Genomic DNA, 18,513 nt, shown 5'->3' on the forward strand with positions numbered 1-18,513 from the left:
ATTTATTTTCATGATCCTGAACGCATGGAAACACGATGCGCTACTCGATCCCGCCTACGGTCCGCCCAGCCCCGTGCACGTCGTCAGTCACCGTGAGCCATCGCCCTCCCTCGAGCAATCTCGAGCCGAATCGCCCGGCCATGCTCTTCGCCCGCCTGTCTTATCGCCGTCAATTGCGGCGATACCTGCCGTTGCGAATGCCTCGACGCGCCCGGCAGCGCGTCATGCGACACGCGCTGCGCCGAATCACGAAATCCCGTCGCGATACCCTGCCTGTATGCCGCCCGTGCCGCGCATCGTGATGCCCTGTCGACGCGCCGTGCTATGAGTTCGAACACGACGGCCTCCAGCGAGCCGACATACGCGTCCACATCCTCGATGTGCTCGAGAGAAGACACGCTCAACAAAGCGGCAATCATCTGGCTTGCCTGCGCGAATATGCCGCCGCAATCCGGTCGATCCATCTCTTCAGCGGGTTTGCCCATTTGATGCCGCCTGTCAATCCATAAAACAGAAATTCAATCGATCAGCTCAATAATTCGCCAGGGATCCACAAATTAAATATCAGTTAATTCGAATCGAAAAATACCCGTTCCCTGGAAAATCGCTTCGACGAAGCGGCACGCGTTGCCGGCAACGCGTACGACTCGACCTCGCAGGCATCGCATTCGCTGGTGACTTGTTGCTGATTGACAACACATCCACTCCACTGTCTTTCAGTGATTATCCGCACTCAACGATCAGCAATAATTACCGACTCAGAGGTACTCCGAAACGGATGACGAGCAGGGCAAAAGCCGGACCAAACGTGAATCCTTGGAATTTTTTGCATTTCGCCGCCAACTCGGGGCCTGAACAAAACCGGTCCCTTGTATCAAATTCCTAGAAAAGCTCTTCGGTACCGGCGAAGGTCCGTCGTATCAGGGGGTGCCCGGCTTGCTGATGGGCCGGACAAAACCGACCCTTTTTGTCCAGTAGAATTTACACGGGCGTCCTGAAGTTAACCATTCTTAACGATTGGAATGGTGGGACGAATATATCTCCTCGCATTTAAACGTTTTCGTGCTTTTTGATAGCCCGCGACTCCGGCACCGGGTTAATTCCCAATTGCAAAATTCCGTGCGTCGCCGATCGCCGAATAGCGTTGCCGTTCAAATTTAAAAGCGGCATATACCGTCTCATTTCAGCAATCGGGACTCAAAAGCGCCGAACCTCGCCCCGTCCGAGGCAGCGGCCGCTCGCCGGTTGTCAGCTGCCCGGTCCGGCGGGATAGCCACCCTTATTAAGAGGTTAAATTGAAGGTATTGAAGCAAATACAAGAACGTCGCCATCGAATGACGCGACATCGATACGAGAGGATCACACAACCCTGCATGCACGCCTGTCTTGCCTTCGGCCTAGAACGAAAGCGGAGGACGACATGATCATCGGATATGCACGGGTGTCGACGGACGAACAGAATCTGCAATTGCAGATCGATGCGTTGACCCAGGCCGGCTGCAACAGGATCTTCAGCGATCAGGGCATCTCCGGCGCCGACTTCTGCCGCCCCGGCCTCGATGCCGCGCTGGAAAAGCTCGCATCCGGTGATTTGCTGATGGTCTGGCGTCTCGATCGCCTTGGCCGCTCGCTCGGCAAACTGGTGGACCTCGTCACGCATCTCGAGGGCCGCGGCGTTCAGTTCGGTTCGATCATGGAATCGATCAATACGAAATCCTCGGGCGGCATCCTGATCTTTCACATGATGGCCGCCCTCGCCCAGTTCGAGCGAAGCCTGATCAGCGAACGAACGCGCGCCGGCATGGCCGCAGCACGGGCGCGCGGGAAGGCACTCGGTCGCAAGCGCGCGCTCGACGCGCAGCAACGCGCACAGGCGCTGGAGATGCTGAAGACCCAGTCGATGACCGACGTCGCGCAGTATTTCAGCGTTCATCCACGAACGCTGAAACGGATGCTCGCCGACCAGACGGCCGAATAATCGGCCACGCCGCACCGGGCACGACAACACGGCGCGACAGATGCACGATCGTTCGCGCGCATGCCGCGCCGCTCCGATGGCGTCGCGAAATCCGGTCAGCGCCGCGTGACGCAGCCCTCGAGGCAGCCGGTCCGGTTGTCCGATCGGTTCGACGGCGAGCAACCGGCCGGCCGGCACCTTCAAAAAGGCGCCACATGGTTGCGCAAGCAACTTTACGGCGCCAGCCGGTGGCCCCCCTGCGCGGGGCGTCCGTCTCGCCCGGCGCGACGAAATGACACCACGCCGCCACTGCCGTCGTCACGACCGATCTAGAAGGATTCGCCGGTTCCCGCGCCACCGTTCTTCCGGATAATGGCCGGCAGTCACGGCCGCGAAGGCACCGCCATCGGCCGCAGGCAACGAGAACCCGGAGACCCCCGCCTTGATCGCCACGCTTCCCGCCACCTATCGCCGGCTCTGGCCGCTCGCCGTCGCCGCCGCGTTGCTGTACGGACTGTCGCTCGCGGCCGCCCCCTATCCCGGCCAGGCGGCCGCGAAAGCGGCAATGGGCATCCTGCTGCTCGCGGCCGGCAGCACCTGCGCCGCGCCGCGCGAACGCACGTGGCTGTGCGCGGCGCTCGCGACAGCCGTGCTCGGCGACGTGCTGCTCGCGCTGCCCGACTGGCCGCTGTCGTTCGTGCTCGGCCTCGGCGCCTTCCTGCTCACGCATCTGTGCTACTGCGCGATCTTCCTGCGCTGGCGCGCGCGGCCGCACGGCTGGCGCATCGTCGCGCTGATCGCGCTGTGGATCGCCGCGCCGGCGTTCTACACCGCGTTCCTGCCGCACCTGGGCGAGCTGCTCGCGCCGGTGGCCGTCTACATGCTCGTGCTGTGCGCGATGGCGAGCTTCGCGCTGGCGGCCCGCACGCGCGGCCCGCTGGTCGCCGTCGGCAGCCTGATCTTCGTCGGCTCCGACACGCTGATCGGCGTCGGCCGCTTCCTCGGCGGCTTTCCCGGCATCGACTACCTGATCTGGGGGCTCTACGCGCTCGCGCAGGTCACGATCGTGGCCGGGGTTTTCCATGAGACGACCGCCCGCTCGATCCGTCCCTGATTGTGTTTCAAACAGGCCGCCGCATGCCGGCGGCCTCGCCCGCTGCCTCCCACGCCCCGCCGACGGCCGTTTCCGCGCCTCCCGCGATGCGGAAACCGAACCGTTCCAAACCCCGCTCAGCCTTTTCCCGCGTGGCTTCCGGCCCTTAGAGCGCCGCTTCTAGCCTCTTGCGGTTTCCGGGCTCACCCACTATCGTTACATCAAACAATGTAACATTCGAAAATGAGCCAAATCGGAGACACCCGGATGAATGCTCGCACGTTGCCTTTCGGCCCGCCCGGCCACGACGGCCTGGACGAAACCATCGACATCGCCATCATCGGCACCGGCTTCGCCGGTCTCGGGATGGCCATTCGCCTGCGGCAAACAGGCGTCACCGACTTCGTCGTCCTCGAAAAGGCGGCGTCGGTCGGCGGCACGTGGCGCGACAATCATTACCCCGGGTGTGCATGCGACGTGCAATCGCACGTCTATTCGTTCTCGTTCGCGCCGAACCCGCGCTGGACGCGCATGTTCGCGCCGCAGCCGGAAATCCGCGCGTATCTGGAAGACTGCGTGCAGCGCTTCGGCGTCGGCCCGCACCTGCGCCTGAACCACGAGTTGCGGCGCGCCGAGTACGACGAAGCCGCGCAGCGCTGGCGCCTCACGTTCGCGAACGGCAAGCGGCTGTCGGCGCGCGTGCTGGTGTCGGGAATGGGCGGCCTGTCGCGCGCCGCGCTGCCGGCGATTCCCGGCGTCGAAACCTTCCAGGGCCGCGCGTTCCATTCGCAGCAGTGGGATCACGACTACGCGCTCGAAGGCAAGCGCGTCGCGGTGATCGGCACCGGCGCGAGCGCGATCCAGTTCGTGCCGCAGATCGCGCCGCGCGTGAAGGCGCTCGCGCTGTTCCAGCGCACGCCGCCGTGGATCATGCCGAAACCCGACCGCAACCTGAGCGGCGTGGAGAAGTGGCTGTTCCGTACGCTGCCGTTCACGCAGAAGGCCGTGCGCAGCGGCATCTACTGGATGCTCGAATCGCGCGTGCTCGGCTTCGCGATCCATCCGGGGCTGATGAAGAACGTGCAGAAGCTCGCGCTGCGCCACATCCGCAAGCAGATTCCCGATCCGGCGCTGCGCCAGGCCGTCACGCCGGACTACACGCTCGGCTGCAAGCGCGTGCTGATCTCGAACGACTACTACCCGGCGCTGTCGCGCAAGAACGTCGACGTGATCACGACCGGCATCGACCACATCGAAGCCGATGCGGTCGTGACGACCGACGGCAAGCGCCATGAAGTCGACTGCCTGATCTACGGCACGGGCTTCCAGGTCGCCGACCCGTATCCGCGCGGCGCGATCATCGGCCGCGGCGGCCTCGACATCGTCGATGCGTGGCGCGACGGCGCGCACGCGTATCTCGGCACGACGCTGCCGGGCTACCCGAACTTCTTCATGATCGTCGGCCCGAACACGGGCCTCGGCCACAACTCGATGGTGTTCATGATCGAGTCGCAGATCGAATACATCCTCGGCGCGCTGCAGGCAATGCACCGCGAACGCGCGGATGCGATCGAGGTGCGCCCGCTCGTCGAGGCGCAGTTCAACAGCGCGCTGCAAGGCAAGCTGAAGAAGGCGATCTGGTCGACCGGCGGCTGCAAGAGCTGGTATCTCGATCCGCGCACCGGCAAGAACACGACGCTGTGGCCGGGCTTCACCTGGCGCTTCCGCCAGGCGACCGCGCACTTCTCGATCGCCGATTACCACGCGTATCGCGCGCCGCAATACGACACCAGCGCGCGGCCCGTCGCCGCGCCCGCCGCTTCCGCTTCCATCGAAGCGGCCTGAGTCAGACAAGGAGCCACCGACATGAGAGATTTCGCCAACAAGGTCGCCGCGATCACGGGCGCAGGCTCGGGCATGGGCCGCTCGCTCGCGGTCCAGCTCGCGCAGGCCGGCTGCCACGTGTCGCTCGCCGACAAGAACGGCGTCGGCCTCGCCGAAACCGAGCGGATCGTCCGCGCGATCGCGCCGAAGGTGCGCGTCTCGACGCGCGTGCTCGACGTCGGCGACCGCGACGCGATGTTCGCGTGGGCCGACGAAACCGCGCGGGAACACGGCAAGGTCAACCTCGTGTTCAACAACGCGGGCGTCGCGCTGTCGAGCACGATCGACGGCATGGAATACAGCGATCTCGAGTGGATCATGAACATCAACTTCTGGGGCGTCGTGCACGGCACGAAAGCATTCCTGCCGCACCTGAAGGCGACCGGCGACGGCCACGTGATCAACACGTCGAGCATCTTCGGGATCTTCGCGCAGCCGGGGATGAGCGGCTACAACGCGACCAAGTACGCGGTGCGCGGCTTCACCGAATCGCTGCGCCAGGAGCTCGACATGCAGCGCTGCGGCGTGTCGGCCACCTGCGTGCATCCGGGCGGCATCCGCACCAACATCGCGCAGTCGAGCCGCATCGCGAAGAACATGATCGGCTTCATGATCGAGAGCGAGCAGCAAGGCAAGGACGACTTCGAGAAGTTCTTCATCACGACGCCGGACGACGCGGCGCGCACGATCCTCGCCGGCGTGCGCAGGAACAAGCGCCGCGTGCTGATCGGCCGCGACGCGAAGGCCGCCGACTGGATGGTGCGCGTGCTGCCGGCCGCGTATCAGGCGCTCGTCGTGCTGAAGTCGCGCCGCGAGGCCGCGAAGGCCCGCCGCACGGCGGCCCGCTACGGCGTGCCGACGGCCGCCCCGCTTCACGCCACCTACAACAACGCAGGCAATCAGGGAGGAGAACAATCATGACGACACCGAACATGATGCCCGTGCGGCGCGACATCCGGTTCGCGCTGCCGCCCGAACACGCGAAGGACTGGCACGTCCAGGGCGTGCCGGTCACGCACTTCATGAACGCGCTGTCGCTGCTGTTCCCGGCCGGCGAGCGCTTCTTCATGGACTCGGTGCGCAACTATCGCGACCGCATCGAGGATCCGGAGCTGAAGAAGCAGGTGCTCGGCTTCATCGGCCAGGAAGCGATGCACACGCGCGAGCACATCGAGTACAACGACCTGCTGCAATCGTCCGGCCTGCCCGCGCACAAGCTCGACAAGCGGCTGTGGACGATCCTCGGCTTCTTCAGGAAAGTGCTGCCGCACTCGATGCAGCTCGCGATCACGATCGCCCTCGAGCACTACACCGCGATCCTCGCGAACCAGCTGCTGTCGGGCCACGAGCACCGGATCGACGGGTCGGTCGAAGGCTATCAGCAGATGTGGATGTGGCACGCGATGGAGGAAACGGAGCACAAGGCCGTGTCGTACGACGTATGGAACGCCGTGATGAAGCCGGGCATCGGCCGCTACCTGCTGCGCACCACCACGATGCTGCTGACCACCGCGATGTTCTGGACGATCGTGTTCGACTTCCACGTGCGGCTGATGCTGTCGCATCGTCGCAGGCACGGCGGGTTCGGCGGCATGTGGCGTCTCGTGAAGTATCTGTACAGCCCGAAGACCGGCGTGTTCCCGAGCATCGCGGGCGAATGGCTCGACTATTTCCGTCCGGGCTTCCATCCGTGGGACCACGACAACCACCAGTATCTGCAGGGGCTCGACACGCTGCTCGCGAACATCGATGCGACCAACGCGCGCTATGCGGCACAGGCCGCGCCGCGCCGCGTGCCGCTGCATCCGGTTCCGCAGGCATGACGCCATGGCGCGCGCACACGAGATGCTGACCGTCCGCTCCGGCGACGTGAAACTCGCCGTCTACGTCAGCGGCCCGCGTCGCGCGCCGCCGCTGATCCTGGTGCACGGCTACCCCGATTCGGCGGCCGTATGGGCGCCGATCCGCGCACGGCTCGCGAAGCGCTATCGCGTGATCGCGTACGACGTGCGCGGCGCCGGCGCATCCGATGCGCCGCGCCGTCGTGCGGACTACGCGCTCGCGCGGCTCGCGGACGACCTGAAGGCCGTCGCCGACGCGACCTGCGGCGGCCGGCCGTTCCATCTGGTCGGCCACGACTGGGGCTCGATCCAGTGCTGGGAGGCCGTGACCGACCCGGCGTTTCGCGGCCGGATCGCGTCGTACACGTCGATCTCCGGCCCGTGCCTCGATCACGTGTTCCGCGCGAAGATGCGGCTCAGGCAAAGCCTGAAGTCGTGGTACATCGCGTTCTTCCATCTGCCGGTCGTGCCGTCGCTGGTCTGGCGGCTCGGCGCCGCCGCGCTGTGGCCGCGCTGGCTGCAGCTCACCGAACGCGTGCGGCCGGAACGCGATCCTTCCCAGCTGAAGAATGCGCTGAACGGGCTGAAACTCTATCGCGCGAATTTCCTCGCGCGGGCCAGCAAGCCGCGCGAACGGCATGCGCAGGCGCCGGTGCAGATTCTCGTGCCGGTGCGCGATCGCTATGTGACGCCGGAGATGTCGATCGATCTCGACCGCTGGCTCGGTGAGCACGTGCGCGAGGAAATCGACGGCGCACACTGGATCGTGCTGCGCGATCCCGATCTGATCGCATCGCGGATCGATCGGTTCGCGACGGCGCAGGAAAGGCCGGCGGTCGCGACGACAGCGCCCGCAGCGATTCAGCGCACCGTCGGCAGGCGCTTGAACAGCGTTTCGTAGTCGATCACGAGCCCGTCGGCGTCGATGTTCATTTCCGCGGTGAAATCCCGGAAGATCCCTTCGTAGCGATAGCGCCGGCCGGGCTCGATGCACGCATAGGCCTGCTTGACCGGCTTCACGGTCAGGTCCGGCGTCGAGATGTAGGCGACGTCGATCGGCCGCCGTTCGCCGCGCGCGAGGCCGAGGCGGCCGATCGGCAGCGCATTCGTGAACGGCGTGGCCGCGATGTCGATGTCGACGCAGCCGTCCAGCTCCGGCAGCGCACGGCCTGCGCCGTCGCGCCAGTGCCCCGCCCCGTCGCCGCGCAGTTCGAGCGTGCCGCCGCCCATCACCCGGAGCACCGCGTACGTCACCCGCCACTGCGGATCGCACTCGACCCGGTACGCCAGCCCGTACGCGCGGCCGTACCGCTGGCCGACCACCGCGCTTTCGACGACGATGCCGCCGTCGCTCCGCTCGAACGTCAGGTGTTCGATCCCGTCGCCCTCGAGCGACGCCCAGCGTACTTCCCGCATCGTTCCGTCTCCTTGCATGCACGAAAACAATAGCAACGATCCGAACCTGCTATCCGGTCTTACAAATCCGGCGAAAACGCTGATCCGCGCTCCGGAATAGCACCGACCGCCGCTCCTTGCCCCACTTCAGGGCACCCGCCACAAATTCCGACTATCCAGAATTCCCTATTCCGGTGCATGACATTGTGTCCTATGCTCGCGGCTCGTCCTGTTCCGCCGTCACCATGCCTACCGCCCGCTCCGCTTCGCCGTCGATCGACCTGCGCATCCTGCTGCGCAGTATCGGACAGATCGTGCTGCAGGCGAACGCGTTCACGGGCGCGATGCTGGTCGCCGCCCTTGCGCTGACCGACCTGCGGCTCGCGTGCGCGGCGCTCGTCGGCGCGGCGGGCGCGAACCTGACCGCGGTGCTGACCGGCGCACCGCGCCGCGACGTCGAACAGGGGCTGCACGGCTTCAACGGCGCGCTGGCCGCGCTGGTGGTCGTGCTGTTCGCCCCGAGCGCGCTCGCGACACTCGCGCTGGTGCCGCTCGCCGCGACCGGCGCCGGGCTCGTGCAGCGCGCGATCCGCACGCCGCTCGCGAAATGGCGGCAATGTCCGTATTCGAGCCCGTGCCTCGTCGCCACCGTGCTGTGGCTGCCGTTTGTCGCGGCGCAGCATGCAGGCGCGATGTCTGCCGCGACCGCTCCGACGCTCGAATCGTTCGCCCCCGCGCTGCTGTCGGGCGTCGCACAAACCACGTTCGCGCAAGGCGCGTGGGCCGGCGCGCTGATCGTCGCCGGCATCGCCGCCGCATCGCGACGCGCGGCCGCGCTCGCGCTGGCCGGCGCGCTCGTGTCGACCGTGCTGCTGGTCGCGCTCGGCGCGAGCGGCGCCACGTTCGCCGACGGCCTGCTAGGCTTCAACGGCGCGCTCGCCGCACTCGCGCTGATGTCGCGCGGCACCCGCGCGGCGCTGGCCGCCGCCGCGCTGGCCGCGCTGATCCAGTGGTTTGCGATGCAGGCGGGCATCGTCGCGCTCACCGCGCCGTTCGCGCTCGCGTCGTGGATCACGGTGGCCGTCGCGCGCCGCTTTACCCTCGGAGAACCCGATGTCGTCATTCGCACACCGTCCTGATGCCGTGAAACCCGGCGGTCCGATCTCGGACGCCGAGCGCCGGCTGCGCATCGATCTCGCCGCCGCCTATCGCCTCGTCGCGCTGAACGGCTGGGACGACCTGATCTACACGCACCTTTCCGCGACGGTGCCGGGCGAGCCCGGCCATTTCCTGATCAACCCGTTCGGTCTCACGTTCGACGAAGTGTGTGCGTCGAACCTCGTGAAGATCGACCTGGCGGGCAACCGGATCGGCGACAGCGAACACGCGGTCAACGTGACGGGCTTCGCGCTGCACGCGGCCGTGCACGCCGCGCGGCCGGACGCCGTCTGCGTGATGCATCTGCACAATACCGCCGGCATCGCGGTGTCGATCCAGCGCGACGGGCTGCTGCCCGCGTCGCAGCACGCGCTGCGGTTTCATGGCGACCTCGCGTACCACGACTACGAAGCGCTCGCGTTCTCACCGGCCGAAGGCGCGCGGCTGACCGCGAGCCTCGGCGCGAAAGCCGCGATGCTGCTGCGCAACCACGGTACGCTGACGGTCGGCCGCACGGTCGCCGAGGCTTACGTGCTGATGGATACGCTGATCAAGGCCTGCGACATCCAGGTGCGTGCGCAGGCAGGCGGCGGGCCGCTGGTGCTGCCCGAACCCGCTGTCGCCGACCGCACGGCCGAGCAGTTGCGCGACGGCGGCGCGATCGAAGGCGCACTGGAATGGCCGGCGCTGCTGCGCCGTCTCGACCGGATCGACCGGTCGTATCGCGACTGACCGGCCGCCGTCGCCACTATCCCGACGAATCGTTCACCCCCAACCATCGGAGCATTCAGTCATGCCGACTTTCAATATCCAGTTGTTCGAAGGCCGCACGGTCGAGCAGAAGCGCGCATTCGTCGAAGCGATCACGCGCGTCACGTGCGAGACGCTCGGCTGCGACCCGGGCTCGGTCGACATCATCCTTGCCGACGTGAAGAAGGAGAACTGGGCGACGGCCGGGAAGCTGTGGAGCGACGAGCGCTGACGCCGGCAGCGGGCGGATGACGGGCGGGGGTGTCCCGCTCGGCGTCGTCAAACAGTGTGCGCTCGACCGTCCGGCTGTGGTGAGTACGCCGGCGCTCCAGCCCTCATCCTCTCGCGACACATACTGCAACGGCTTGATATCTCAATATATTGGCGTTGACAGCTACCCTCTTATCAATTAGTTTTCCTGATCTAAAAAAAACAACCCCGCGTAACGAAAACGGCGGCATCAGTTTCCGACCAGATCCAGCCAGCCGGTCGCCTTCTTTTGGCGTCAATGCCAGCGATGAAACCCAGCAAGAACTCGTCATCATCGCAGGCGAAAACCATGACACTCAAAAGCTGTTTTTCCGCTCCGTTGCTTTCGTTGATATCCTTCTCGTACGCCAGTTTCGGCGGCCCGTCAGGCGGTTCGAACCCATGATCTCCGACAAACAAATCGCAAGTGCCTTGAACGACATGGTCTTGCAAATGGGAGCCGAACTGGATCGCTCCCTGCTGACCGTCAAGGCGTCGTGTCCGGATTCGGAATTCGTCGCCTATCGCGAATTCGTGTCGCAGGTGTTGGCCACGATGCTGATCGACTTTATGAACCCGCTCTATGCGCGGCACCCCGACCTGAAGCCGCCGGGTCTGGCTTGATGTCCTCCCGCGCAACGCCGCGAACAGGCGTTGCGCCCAGCGCTTCCCTCTACTCCATTGTGCGCCCGCACGTCTCGCCGTCGCGCCGTCGCGTGCATGGCGCCGAACAGACGCAACGCCAGGCTCGACGCAGCTTCGCCCGGCTATCGCCCGCGCCTGACGACCAACCCGACCGACGTGCCCACGTACTTCTCGTACGCCAGCTTCAGATGCGGGATGTTCTTGTAAGGCGGCGCGTCGACGTGAAAATCGAGCGGGTGCGCGTCCGGCGCGACAACGAACGGCTGGACCTCGTGCCCGCGGCTTCTCAGCCGCTCGACCAGCTCCACCATGTCGCGACGGCGGTACAGCACGGTTTGTCCGCTGTCGAGCGTGTCGTCGTCGGAGGTCAGGTTGAATTCCGTCGTATGGACCGCGACACCGCCCACGCGCAGGCACTTTTCCACCGCATTGACGACGAACTGCTTGCCGGCCTCGAGATCGCCGAGATGCTCGAAGCAGCACGACGACCAGTTGAAGTCGAAATCGCGCAGATGGTCCGGAATGTGATTCATGTCGCACGCCTCGTAAGACACGCGCTCGTCGAACAGGCGTCCGTCGACGATGTCCTCGTAGCGAATCTGCGACGACGCCGCGCTGTGCTGGCCGGTGGCTTTCCAGCCGTTCGCTTCGCCGATTTCCTCCGGCGCGTCGGTCGCGACGATCTGCGCGCCCAGCTTCGCGAACAGCGCCGGTAATCGCTCGCTGCCGACGCCGAATACCAGCCCGCGCGCGCCCGGTTTCACCTCGCCCGACTGCAGCAAATGGTGGATCACGAAAACCCATTCCCACAATTTGCGGTGAAACACGAAGTGGTGATTCAGCATCCCGCAGATTTCGAGGAAGCGCGGATGGTAGAAATCCGCGACGCTGCAGGTTGAATACCGCGCGAACTCCCCGGGTTGCGAGGTGGCGGTGAACGGCGGAGACGGCACGAACGGCCGTTCGACGACGCGCGGCGGCTGCCTGACCATGTCGGTCAATTCCCTGCACGTGGATTCCAACTGCGCAATTCGCGCGTTGAGCGCTTCGATATCGCCGAGGTGACGATCGCTTTTGGTTTGCGCGGACACGGCGAACTGCGACAGCGAATTCTGAATATCCAGCACCGCGTGATACATGCGGGTCATTTGACGAAACGGGGTCATGCGCGTGATGTTCATCTATCAAATTTCTCCGAAGATGGCTTACCGCGTACTTACTGTCAGATACCGTCGAATGTGGGCTCGCACCCTGGGAACCGGCCGAAACGGGTACGACATCATGCAGTAAATCGTAACCCACCGCCATCATGCGGGCTTGCACTGGCGCGTCGGCTCGCCCATGCATGCCCGTTCGTTGTGCGCCCGCACATCGTCCCGTCACGCAATCGGCGCATAATGCCGGACAGACGCAGCAGCCAATGGCCACCCGACAGGAGACCGCCATGGAAGCGAAGAACGAGGAAGTCGTCGCACACCTGCTCTCCGACGTCGTCGAGTTCGCGCGCGGGCGGCTGCCCGAAGCGACGTTCCGGATCGTCGAACCGTTCTTGCGTCACTACTACGATTTCGTCGACGCCGACGATCTGCAGAATCGCAGCATCGCCGACCTGTATGGCGCCGCCATGGCGCACTGGCAGACCGCCCAGAAATTCGTGCCCGGCAGCGAGCGGCTGCGCGTGTACAACCCGATCCTCGAACAGCACGGCTGGCACTCGGATCACACGGTGATCGAGATCGTCAACGACGACATGCCGTTTCTCGTCGACTCGGTGACGATGGCCGTCAACCGCCTGGGGCTCGCGCTGCACTCCGCGCTGCATCCGGTGTTCCGCATCTGGCGCGGCAGCAACGGCGGCATCGAGCGCGTCGACGCCGGCGGCGCAACGTCCGACGACAACCGGTCGCAACTCGCATCGTTCATCCATTTCGAAGTCGACCGCTGCGGCGACGCCGCCCTGCTCGACACGCTGCGCGACGACATCGCGCGCGTGCTCGGCGACGTGCGCGCGTCGGTCGAGGACTGGCCGAAGATCGTCGACATCGCGCGCGCGACGATCAAGGACATGAAAGCCCGCGAATCGACCGCGGAAGACATCGAAGCGCGCGCGTTCCTCGAATGGATGGTGGCCGACCACTTCACCTTCCTCGGCCAGCGCGATTACGCGCTGGTGTCCGACGGCCCGGGCTTCGGCCTGCGCGGGATGGAAAGTCCGGGCCTCGGCCTGCTGCGCGACGCGCTGCGTCCGTCCGGCGCGCCGGACGTGACGCCGCTGCCGCCGGCCGCCGCCGAGATCATCACCGGCCCCTGGCCGATCTTCGTGACCAAGGCGAATTCGCGCGCGACCGTGCACCGGCCCGGCTATCTCGACTACGTCGGCGTGAAGCTCGTCGGCCCCGACGGGAAAGTGGCGGGCGAGCGACGCTTCATCGGGCTCTATACGTCGACCGCCTATTTCGGCTCGTACACCGAGATTCCGATCGTGCGCCGCAAATGCGCAAACATCGTGCAGCGCGCGGGCTTCTTGCCGAAAGGACATCTCGGCAAGTCGCTGGTGACGGTGCTCGAAACCTATCCGCGCGACGAACTGTTCCAGGCCGACGAAGACCAGCTCTACGACATCGCGCTCGGCATCCTGCGGCTGCAGGAACATCAGCGCACGCGCCTGTTCGTGCGGCGCGACCGCTTCGACCGCTTCGTGTCGTGCCTCGCGTTCGTGCCGCGCGACAAGTACAACACCGACCTGCGCCGGCGCATCGCGAAGCTGCTCGTCGACGCGTACAACGGCGTGAACGTCGAATTCACGCCGCTGCTGTCGGAATCGGCGATCGCCCGCATTCACTTCGTCGTCCATGCGGAACCGGGCACGATGCCCGACGTCGACACGCGCGAGCTCGAAACGCGGCTCGTGCAGGTCGCGCGCCGCTGGCAGGACGATCTGGCCGACGCGCTGCTCGACGCATTCGGCGAGGAGCAAGGCAACCGCCTGCTGCAGCGCTATGCGGATTCGTTCCCGGCCGGCTATCGCGACGACTATCCGGCGCGCACGGCCGTGCGCGACATCGAGCTGATCGAACGCGTGAAGGCATCCGGCCAGCTCGCGATGAACCTGTACCGCCCGATCGAGGCGGAGCCGCGCGCGTTCCGCTTCAAGGTGTATCGCGCCGGCGACCCGATCGCGCTGTCGCGCAGCCTGCCGATGCTCGAACATCTCGGCGTGCGCGTCGACGAGGAACGGCCGTACCGGATCCAGACGCAGGATACCGCGCACGCATGGGTGCACGACTTCGGGCTCGAACTTGCCGACGATACCGAGTTCGACATCGAGCGCGTGAAGGGCCTGTTCGAAGACGCGTTCGATCGCATCTGGAGCGGCCGGATCGAGAACGACGATTTCAACCGCCTCGTGCTGCGCGCCCATCTGAGCGCGCGCGAGGTCACGATTCTGCGCGCGTATGCGAAATACCTGCGGCAGGTCGGCTCGACGTTCAGCGACGCATACATCGAGCGCGCGCTGACCGGCAATCCGGCGATCGCGCGACAGCTCGTCGAACTGTTCCTGCTGCGCTTCGATCCGGCCACCGGCGACACGGGCGGCACGCGCGACGTGCAGGCCGAACGCTTGCTGAAGGCGATCGAGACGGCCCTCGACCAGGTGCCGAACCTCGACGAGGACCGGATCCTGCGCCAGTTCCTCGGCGTGATCAACGCGACCGAACGCACCAACTATTTCCTGCGCGACGCGAACGGCGAACCAAAGCCGTACCTGTCGTTCAAGTTCAACCCGGCGAAGGTGCCGGGCCTGCCCGAACCGAAACCGATGTTCGAGATCTGGGTGTATTCGCCGCGCGTCGAGGGCGTGCACCTGCGCGGCGGGCGCGTCGCGCGCGGCGGCCTGCGCTGGTCCGACCGCCGAGAGGATTTCCGCACCGAAGTGCTCGGGCTGATGAAGGCGCAGATGGTGAAGAACGTCGTGATCGTGCCGGTCGGCTCGAAAGGCGGCTTCGTCGTGAAGAACCCGCCATCGCCGAGCGATCGCGAAGCGTGGATGCGCGAAGGCGTCGCGTGCTATCAAACGTTCCTGCGCGGGCTGCTCGACCTGACCGACAACCTCGCCGGCAACGCGATCGTGCCGCCGCCCGACGTGGTGCGGCACGATCCCGACGATCCGTATCTGGTCGTCGCCGCCGACAAGGGCACGGCCACCTTCTCCGACTACGCGAACGCGATCTCGCACGAATACGGCTTCTGGCTCGACGACGCGTTCGCGTCCGGCGGCTCGGTCGGCTACGACCACAAGAAGATGGCGATCACCGCGCGCGGTGCTTGGGAATCGGTGAAGCGGCACTTCCGCGAGATGGGCGTCGATACGCAGACGACCGACTTCACCGTGGTCGGCGTCGGCGACATGTCGGGCGACGTGTTCGGCAACGGGATGCTGCTGTCGCCGCATATCCGGCTCGTCGCGGCCTTCGATCACCGGCACGTGTTCCTCGACCCGAACCCCGATCCGGCGACGAGCTTCGCGGAGCGCCAGCGGATGTTCGCGCTCGAGCGCTCGAGCTGGGCCGACTACGATACGGCCGCGATCTCGTCGGGCGGCGGCGTCTATCCGCGCACCGCGAAGACGATCCCGCTGTCGCCGGCCGTGCAGGCCGCGCTCGGCATCGACGCGCACGCGCTGCCGCCGACCGAGCTGATCCGCGCGATCCTGCAGGCGCCGGTCGACCTGCTGTACAACGGCGGCATCGGCACCTACGTGAAGGCCGCGCACGAAACCCATCAGCAGGTCGGCGATCGCGCGAACGACGCGGTGCGCGTGAACGGCGCGGACCTGCGCTGCAAGGTCGTCGGCGAAGGCGGCAACCTGGGCTGCACGCAGTTCGGCCGCATCGAGTTCGCGCAGCGCGGCGGGCGCATCAACACCGACGCGATCGACAACTCGGCCGGCGTCGATTGTTCGGATCACGAAGTCAACATCAAGATTCTGCTCGGGCTCGTCGTCACCGACGGCGAGATGACCGAGAAGCAGCGCAACGCCCTGCTCGCGGAAATGACCGACGAAGTCGGCCTGCTCGTGCTGCACGACAACTACTACCAGACGCAGGCGCTGTCGATCGCGGGCCGCTACAGCGTCGAGCTGCTCGACGCCGAGGCGCGCCTGATGCGCTGGCTCGAACGCGCGGGCCGCCTGAACCGCGTGATCGAATTCCTGCCGACCGACGACGAGATCGCCGAACGGCAAGCCGCGAAACAGGGCCTCACGTCGCCGGAGCGCGCGGTGCTGCTCGCGTACAGCAAGATGTGGCTCTACGACGCGCTGCTCGAAACCGACGTGCCCGAGGATCCGCTCGTCGCCGCAATGCTCGTCGACTACTTCCCGAAGCCGCTGCAACAGCGCTTCGGCGAACCGATGCACCGCCATCCGCTGCGCCGCGAGATTCTGGCGACGCACCTGACCAACGCGCTCGTCAACCGCGTCGGCTGCACGTTCGTGCACCGGCTGATGGAGGAAACCGACGCGAAGCCGGGCGACATCGTGCGCGCGTGCATCATGGCGCGCGACGTGTTCGATCTCGATGCGGTGTGGCGCGACATCGACGCGCTCGACAACCGGGTCGCCGACGACGTGCAGGCGCGCATGTTCGTCGACGTCGCGCGGCTGCTGGAGCGCGCGGCGCTGTGGTTCCTGCGGCATCTGCAGTCGGGCGCGGTGGCCGACGGCGGCGTCGCCGGGCTGATCGCGCGCTGCCGCGACGCGGTACAGCGCATCGCGCCGCAGTTGCCGTCGCTGCTGCCGGCCGACGTGCTCGACGCGCTGTCCGAGCGGCAGCGCGTGCTGGTCGACGCCGGTGTCGACAGTGCGCTGGCGGTGCGCGTCGCGAGCGGCGACATCTCGGCCGCGCTGCTCGACATCGCCGAAGTGGCGGCCACCTGCGACCGCAGCCTCGAACTCGTCGCGGGCGTCTACTTCTCGCTCGGCACACTGCTCAACTACGGATGGATCGGCGAGCGCGCGGCGGCACTCCCGACTCCGACGCACTGGGACATGCTGGCGCGCGCGGCGGCGCTCGCGGAAGTCGCGCGGCTCAAGCGCGCGCTGGCGAGCAGCGCACTCTCGGAATCGTCGGATTCGACGGCGCCCGAAACGATCGTCCACGCGTGGCGCGAACGCCGCGAGGCCGCGCTGCAGCGCTACGAGCACCTGCTCGCCGACCTGCGCGCGTCGGGCGGCGCAAGCCTCGCGGTGCTGCTCGTGGTGGTGCGCGAGATGGCCGTGCTCGAACGCGCGTGACCGGCGGTCTCGGCGCTACACCGTCGCGACGAGCAGCGCTTCCGCGTTGCTCGGCGGGTGCAGGCCGTCGGTGCGATCGGCGAAGTAGCGGCGCGTGAGCGCCGCGGCCGACACGTGTTCGGCCTGCGCGAAACCGGCTTGCATCGCGAGCGCGCGGATTTCCTCGGGCATGAAGAAGCTGATGAACGGCGTGCCGCTGGCGCGCGCGCCCTTCGCGGCCGTTTCGAGGCCCGGGCGCACGTCCGGATCGGCATGCTCGAGCGGCAGCAGGAACGTCATCGCGAACGTCGAGCCCGGCGCGAGCGACGCGACTTCGCGCATCGCGGCCGCGTTCGCTTCGCGCGTCAGGTACATGCTCACGCCGGTGGACACCACGACCGCCGGCTTGCCCGCATCGAAGCCGGCGCGCACGAGCGCGTCGCGCCACGATTGCCTCGCTTCGAAATCGACCGGCACGAACCGCAGCCAGTCCGGCACGCCGAAACCGGCCTCGGTCAGGCGGCGGCGCTTCCATGCCTGCGGCGCCGGCGGATCGACCTCGAATACGGTGACGCGCGACGCCATCTCGGGCCGGCGCTGCACGAAACTGTCAAGGCCCGCGCCGAGGATCACGTACTGGCTCACGCCCCGCGCGGCCTGCTCGACGACGAGATCCTCGATGAAGCGCGCCCGCGCGACGATCGACGCGCGAAACGGCCGCGTGAACTGCGGGTCCATGTCGCCGCGCTGCTGCCAGCCCGGCGCCGGCGCGAGCAGGCGCAGGCCGACTTCGTCGGCGAGCACGTGCGGCGGCGCATCGAGTTCGACGTGCAGCGCACGCCACAGCGCGACGCGCGCGGCGGTGCTGTCGGGGGCGTCCGGCGCGTCGCGGTGCGTGTCGGTCATCGCCATGACCTCACGCGTTCGGCTTGCCCGGCGCCTGCAGGCGCCAGACGCGGCCGTCCGGATCGCGCACGGTCATGTCGCGCGTGCCCCAGTGCGTGTCCTCGAACGGCGTGACCACGTCGACGATCGGCTGCGGGCGAACCGCCTGCTCGTCGGGCACCTTCAGCACGACCTGCATGTCGGGGGTCTCGCTCGGCGGCACTTCGGCGATGAACAGATACGGGCCGTCGCCGCTTCTCAACTGGCCCGAATGGTGATCGGTTTCGAATTCCAGCGTAAAGCCCAGCGCCTGGAAGAACTTCGCCGATTTGCCCCAGTTGTGCGTCGTCAGGAACACGGCTTCGATTCGCTCGGATGACAT

At 66.4% G+C, this 18,513-nt stretch carries 16 protein-coding genes; 11 read left to right on the forward strand and 5 right to left on the reverse strand.

The window, feature by feature from the left end; translation table 11 throughout:
- Window positions 1-83: 83 nt before the first annotated feature.
- On the reverse strand, window positions 84-485 hold the full coding sequence (locus DCN14_RS09345) for a hypothetical protein (RefSeq protein ID WP_096501071.1): 402 nt from the start codon (window positions 483-485) through the stop codon (window positions 84-86).
- A 935-nt stretch (window positions 486-1,420) separates the two neighbouring features.
- On the opposite strand from DCN14_RS09345, the gene DCN14_RS09350 reads away from it, so the two are divergent.
- The 6 genes from DCN14_RS09350 (at window position 1,421) to DCN14_RS09375 (ending at window position 7,676) form a co-directional block, all read left to right on the forward strand.
- On the forward strand, window positions 1,421-1,978 hold the full coding sequence (locus DCN14_RS09350; RefSeq protein ID WP_096501073.1) for a recombinase family protein: 558 nt from the start codon (window positions 1,421-1,423) through the stop codon (window positions 1,976-1,978).
- Between the two features lie 421 nt (window positions 1,979-2,399).
- Window positions 2,400-3,071, forward strand: a complete 672-nt coding sequence (locus tag DCN14_RS09355; RefSeq protein WP_096501075.1) for a lysoplasmalogenase — start codon at window positions 2,400-2,402, stop codon at window positions 3,069-3,071.
- A gap of 246 nt (window positions 3,072-3,317) precedes the next feature.
- Complete coding sequence (locus DCN14_RS09360) at window positions 3,318-4,895, forward strand: NAD(P)/FAD-dependent oxidoreductase (protein WP_096501077.1); 1,578 nt, start codon at window positions 3,318-3,320, stop codon at window positions 4,893-4,895.
- 21 nt (window positions 4,896-4,916) lie between these two features.
- Window positions 4,917-5,855: an SDR family NAD(P)-dependent oxidoreductase gene (locus DCN14_RS09365; protein ID WP_096501079.1), complete on the forward strand. Its 939-nt coding sequence runs from the start codon at window positions 4,917-4,919 to the stop codon at window positions 5,853-5,855.
- On the forward strand, window positions 5,852-6,757 hold the full coding sequence (locus DCN14_RS09370; RefSeq protein ID WP_096501081.1) for a metal-dependent hydrolase: 906 nt from the start codon (window positions 5,852-5,854) through the stop codon (window positions 6,755-6,757). Before DCN14_RS09365 ends, DCN14_RS09370 begins: the two co-directional genes overlap by 4 nt.
- A 4-nt stretch (window positions 6,758-6,761) precedes the next feature.
- The gene (locus DCN14_RS09375) at window positions 6,762-7,676 is read left to right on the forward strand and encodes an alpha/beta fold hydrolase (RefSeq protein ID WP_096501083.1); all 915 of its coding nucleotides are present in this window, start codon (window positions 6,762-6,764) and stop codon (window positions 7,674-7,676) included.
- Here the strand turns inward: DCN14_RS09375 and DCN14_RS09380 are convergent.
- Window positions 7,637-8,191 (reverse strand): putative glycolipid-binding domain-containing protein, encoded by a 555-nt coding sequence (locus DCN14_RS09380; RefSeq protein ID WP_096501085.1) that lies wholly within the window; start codon window positions 8,189-8,191, stop codon window positions 7,637-7,639. The two genes, DCN14_RS09375 and DCN14_RS09380, sit on opposite strands and share 40 nt — an antisense overlap.
- A gap of 224 nt (window positions 8,192-8,415) precedes the next feature.
- Between DCN14_RS09380 and DCN14_RS09385 the strand changes: the two genes are divergently transcribed.
- The 4 genes from DCN14_RS09385 (at window position 8,416) to DCN14_RS39135 (ending at window position 10,951) form a co-directional block, all read left to right on the forward strand.
- Entirely contained in the window at window positions 8,416-9,309 is an 894-nt protein-coding gene (locus DCN14_RS09385; RefSeq protein WP_096501087.1) for an urea transporter, read from the forward strand.
- Entirely contained in the window at window positions 9,284-10,060 is a 777-nt protein-coding gene (locus DCN14_RS09390; RefSeq protein WP_096501089.1) for a class II aldolase/adducin family protein, read from the forward strand. The genes DCN14_RS09385 and DCN14_RS09390 overlap by 26 nt, the downstream gene beginning before the upstream one ends.
- Window positions 10,061-10,121: 61 nt before the next feature.
- On the forward strand, window positions 10,122-10,310 hold the full coding sequence (locus tag DCN14_RS09395) for a 4-oxalocrotonate tautomerase (RefSeq protein WP_014898956.1): 189 nt from the start codon (window positions 10,122-10,124) through the stop codon (window positions 10,308-10,310).
- Window positions 10,311-10,729: 419 nt separating this feature from the next.
- Window positions 10,730-10,951, forward strand: coding sequence for a hypothetical protein (locus DCN14_RS39135; RefSeq protein WP_096501091.1), 222 nt, complete (start codon window positions 10,730-10,732; stop codon window positions 10,949-10,951).
- Between the two features lie 143 nt (window positions 10,952-11,094).
- Here DCN14_RS39135 and DCN14_RS38655 read toward each other — a convergent pair whose 3' ends face one another.
- Window positions 11,095-12,138, reverse strand: coding sequence for a class I SAM-dependent methyltransferase (locus DCN14_RS38655; RefSeq protein ID WP_240327193.1), 1,044 nt, complete (start codon window positions 12,136-12,138; stop codon window positions 11,095-11,097).
- Between the two features lie 278 nt (window positions 12,139-12,416).
- On the opposite strand from DCN14_RS38655, the gene DCN14_RS09410 reads away from it, so the two are divergent.
- A complete protein-coding gene (locus DCN14_RS09410; RefSeq protein ID WP_096501093.1) occupies window positions 12,417-17,267 on the forward strand; it encodes an NAD-glutamate dehydrogenase in 4,851 nt (1,616 codons plus the stop codon).
- A gap of 15 nt (window positions 17,268-17,282) precedes the next feature.
- Here DCN14_RS09410 and DCN14_RS09415 read toward each other — a convergent pair whose 3' ends face one another.
- Both DCN14_RS09415 and DCN14_RS09420 read right to left on the reverse strand, forming a co-directional pair.
- Window positions 17,283-18,152 (reverse strand): class I SAM-dependent methyltransferase, encoded by an 870-nt coding sequence (locus DCN14_RS09415; protein WP_096501507.1) that lies wholly within the window; start codon window positions 18,150-18,152, stop codon window positions 17,283-17,285.
- 10 nt (window positions 18,153-18,162) lie between these two features.
- Window positions 18,163-18,513, reverse strand: a complete 351-nt coding sequence (locus tag DCN14_RS09420) for a glyoxalase (RefSeq protein ID WP_096501095.1) — start codon at window positions 18,511-18,513, stop codon at window positions 18,163-18,165.

Origin of the sequence: Burkholderia sp. IDO3, from assembly GCF_003366075.1 — a bacterium.
In the GTDB taxonomy this organism is placed as follows: Bacteria; Pseudomonadota; Gammaproteobacteria; order Burkholderiales; family Burkholderiaceae; genus Burkholderia; species Burkholderia anthina.

Bases quoted from the DNA above. Each gene is read 5' to 3' on its own strand.
- DCN14_RS09345 (WP_096501071.1), bottom strand. From the start codon at position 485: ATGGGCAAACCCGCTGAAGAGATGGATCGACCGGATTGCGGCGGCATA.
- DCN14_RS09350 (WP_096501073.1), top strand. From the start codon at position 1,421: ATGATCATCGGATATGCACGGGTGTCGACGGACGAACAGAATCTGCAA.
- DCN14_RS09360 (WP_096501077.1), top strand. From the start codon at position 3,318: ATGAATGCTCGCACGTTGCCTTTCGGCCCGCCCGGCCACGACGGCCTG.
- DCN14_RS09365 (WP_096501079.1), top strand. From the start codon at position 4,917: ATGAGAGATTTCGCCAACAAGGTCGCCGCGATCACGGGCGCAGGCTCG.
- DCN14_RS09370 (WP_096501081.1), top strand. From the start codon at position 5,852: ATGACGACACCGAACATGATGCCCGTGCGGCGCGACATCCGGTTCGCG.
- DCN14_RS09375 (WP_096501083.1), top strand. From the start codon at position 6,762: ATGGCGCGCGCACACGAGATGCTGACCGTCCGCTCCGGCGACGTGAAA.
- DCN14_RS09380 (WP_096501085.1), bottom strand. From the start codon at position 8,191: ATGCGGGAAGTACGCTGGGCGTCGCTCGAGGGCGACGGGATCGAACAC.
- DCN14_RS09385 (WP_096501087.1), top strand. From the start codon at position 8,416: ATGCCTACCGCCCGCTCCGCTTCGCCGTCGATCGACCTGCGCATCCTG.
- DCN14_RS09390 (WP_096501089.1), top strand. From the start codon at position 9,284: ATGTCGTCATTCGCACACCGTCCTGATGCCGTGAAACCCGGCGGTCCG.
- DCN14_RS09395 (WP_014898956.1), top strand. From the start codon at position 10,122: ATGCCGACTTTCAATATCCAGTTGTTCGAAGGCCGCACGGTCGAGCAG.
- DCN14_RS39135 (WP_096501091.1), top strand. From the start codon at position 10,730: ATGATCTCCGACAAACAAATCGCAAGTGCCTTGAACGACATGGTCTTG.
- DCN14_RS38655 (WP_240327193.1), bottom strand. From the start codon at position 12,138: ATGACCCCGTTTCGTCAAATGACCCGCATGTATCACGCGGTGCTGGAT.
- DCN14_RS09410 (WP_096501093.1), top strand. From the start codon at position 12,417: ATGGAAGCGAAGAACGAGGAAGTCGTCGCACACCTGCTCTCCGACGTC.
- DCN14_RS09415 (WP_096501507.1), bottom strand. From the start codon at position 18,152: ATGACCGACACGCACCGCGACGCGCCGGACGCCCCCGACAGCACCGCC.
- DCN14_RS09420 (WP_096501095.1), bottom strand. From the start codon at position 18,513: ATGTCATCCGAGCGAATCGAAGCCGTGTTCCTGACGACGCACAACTGG.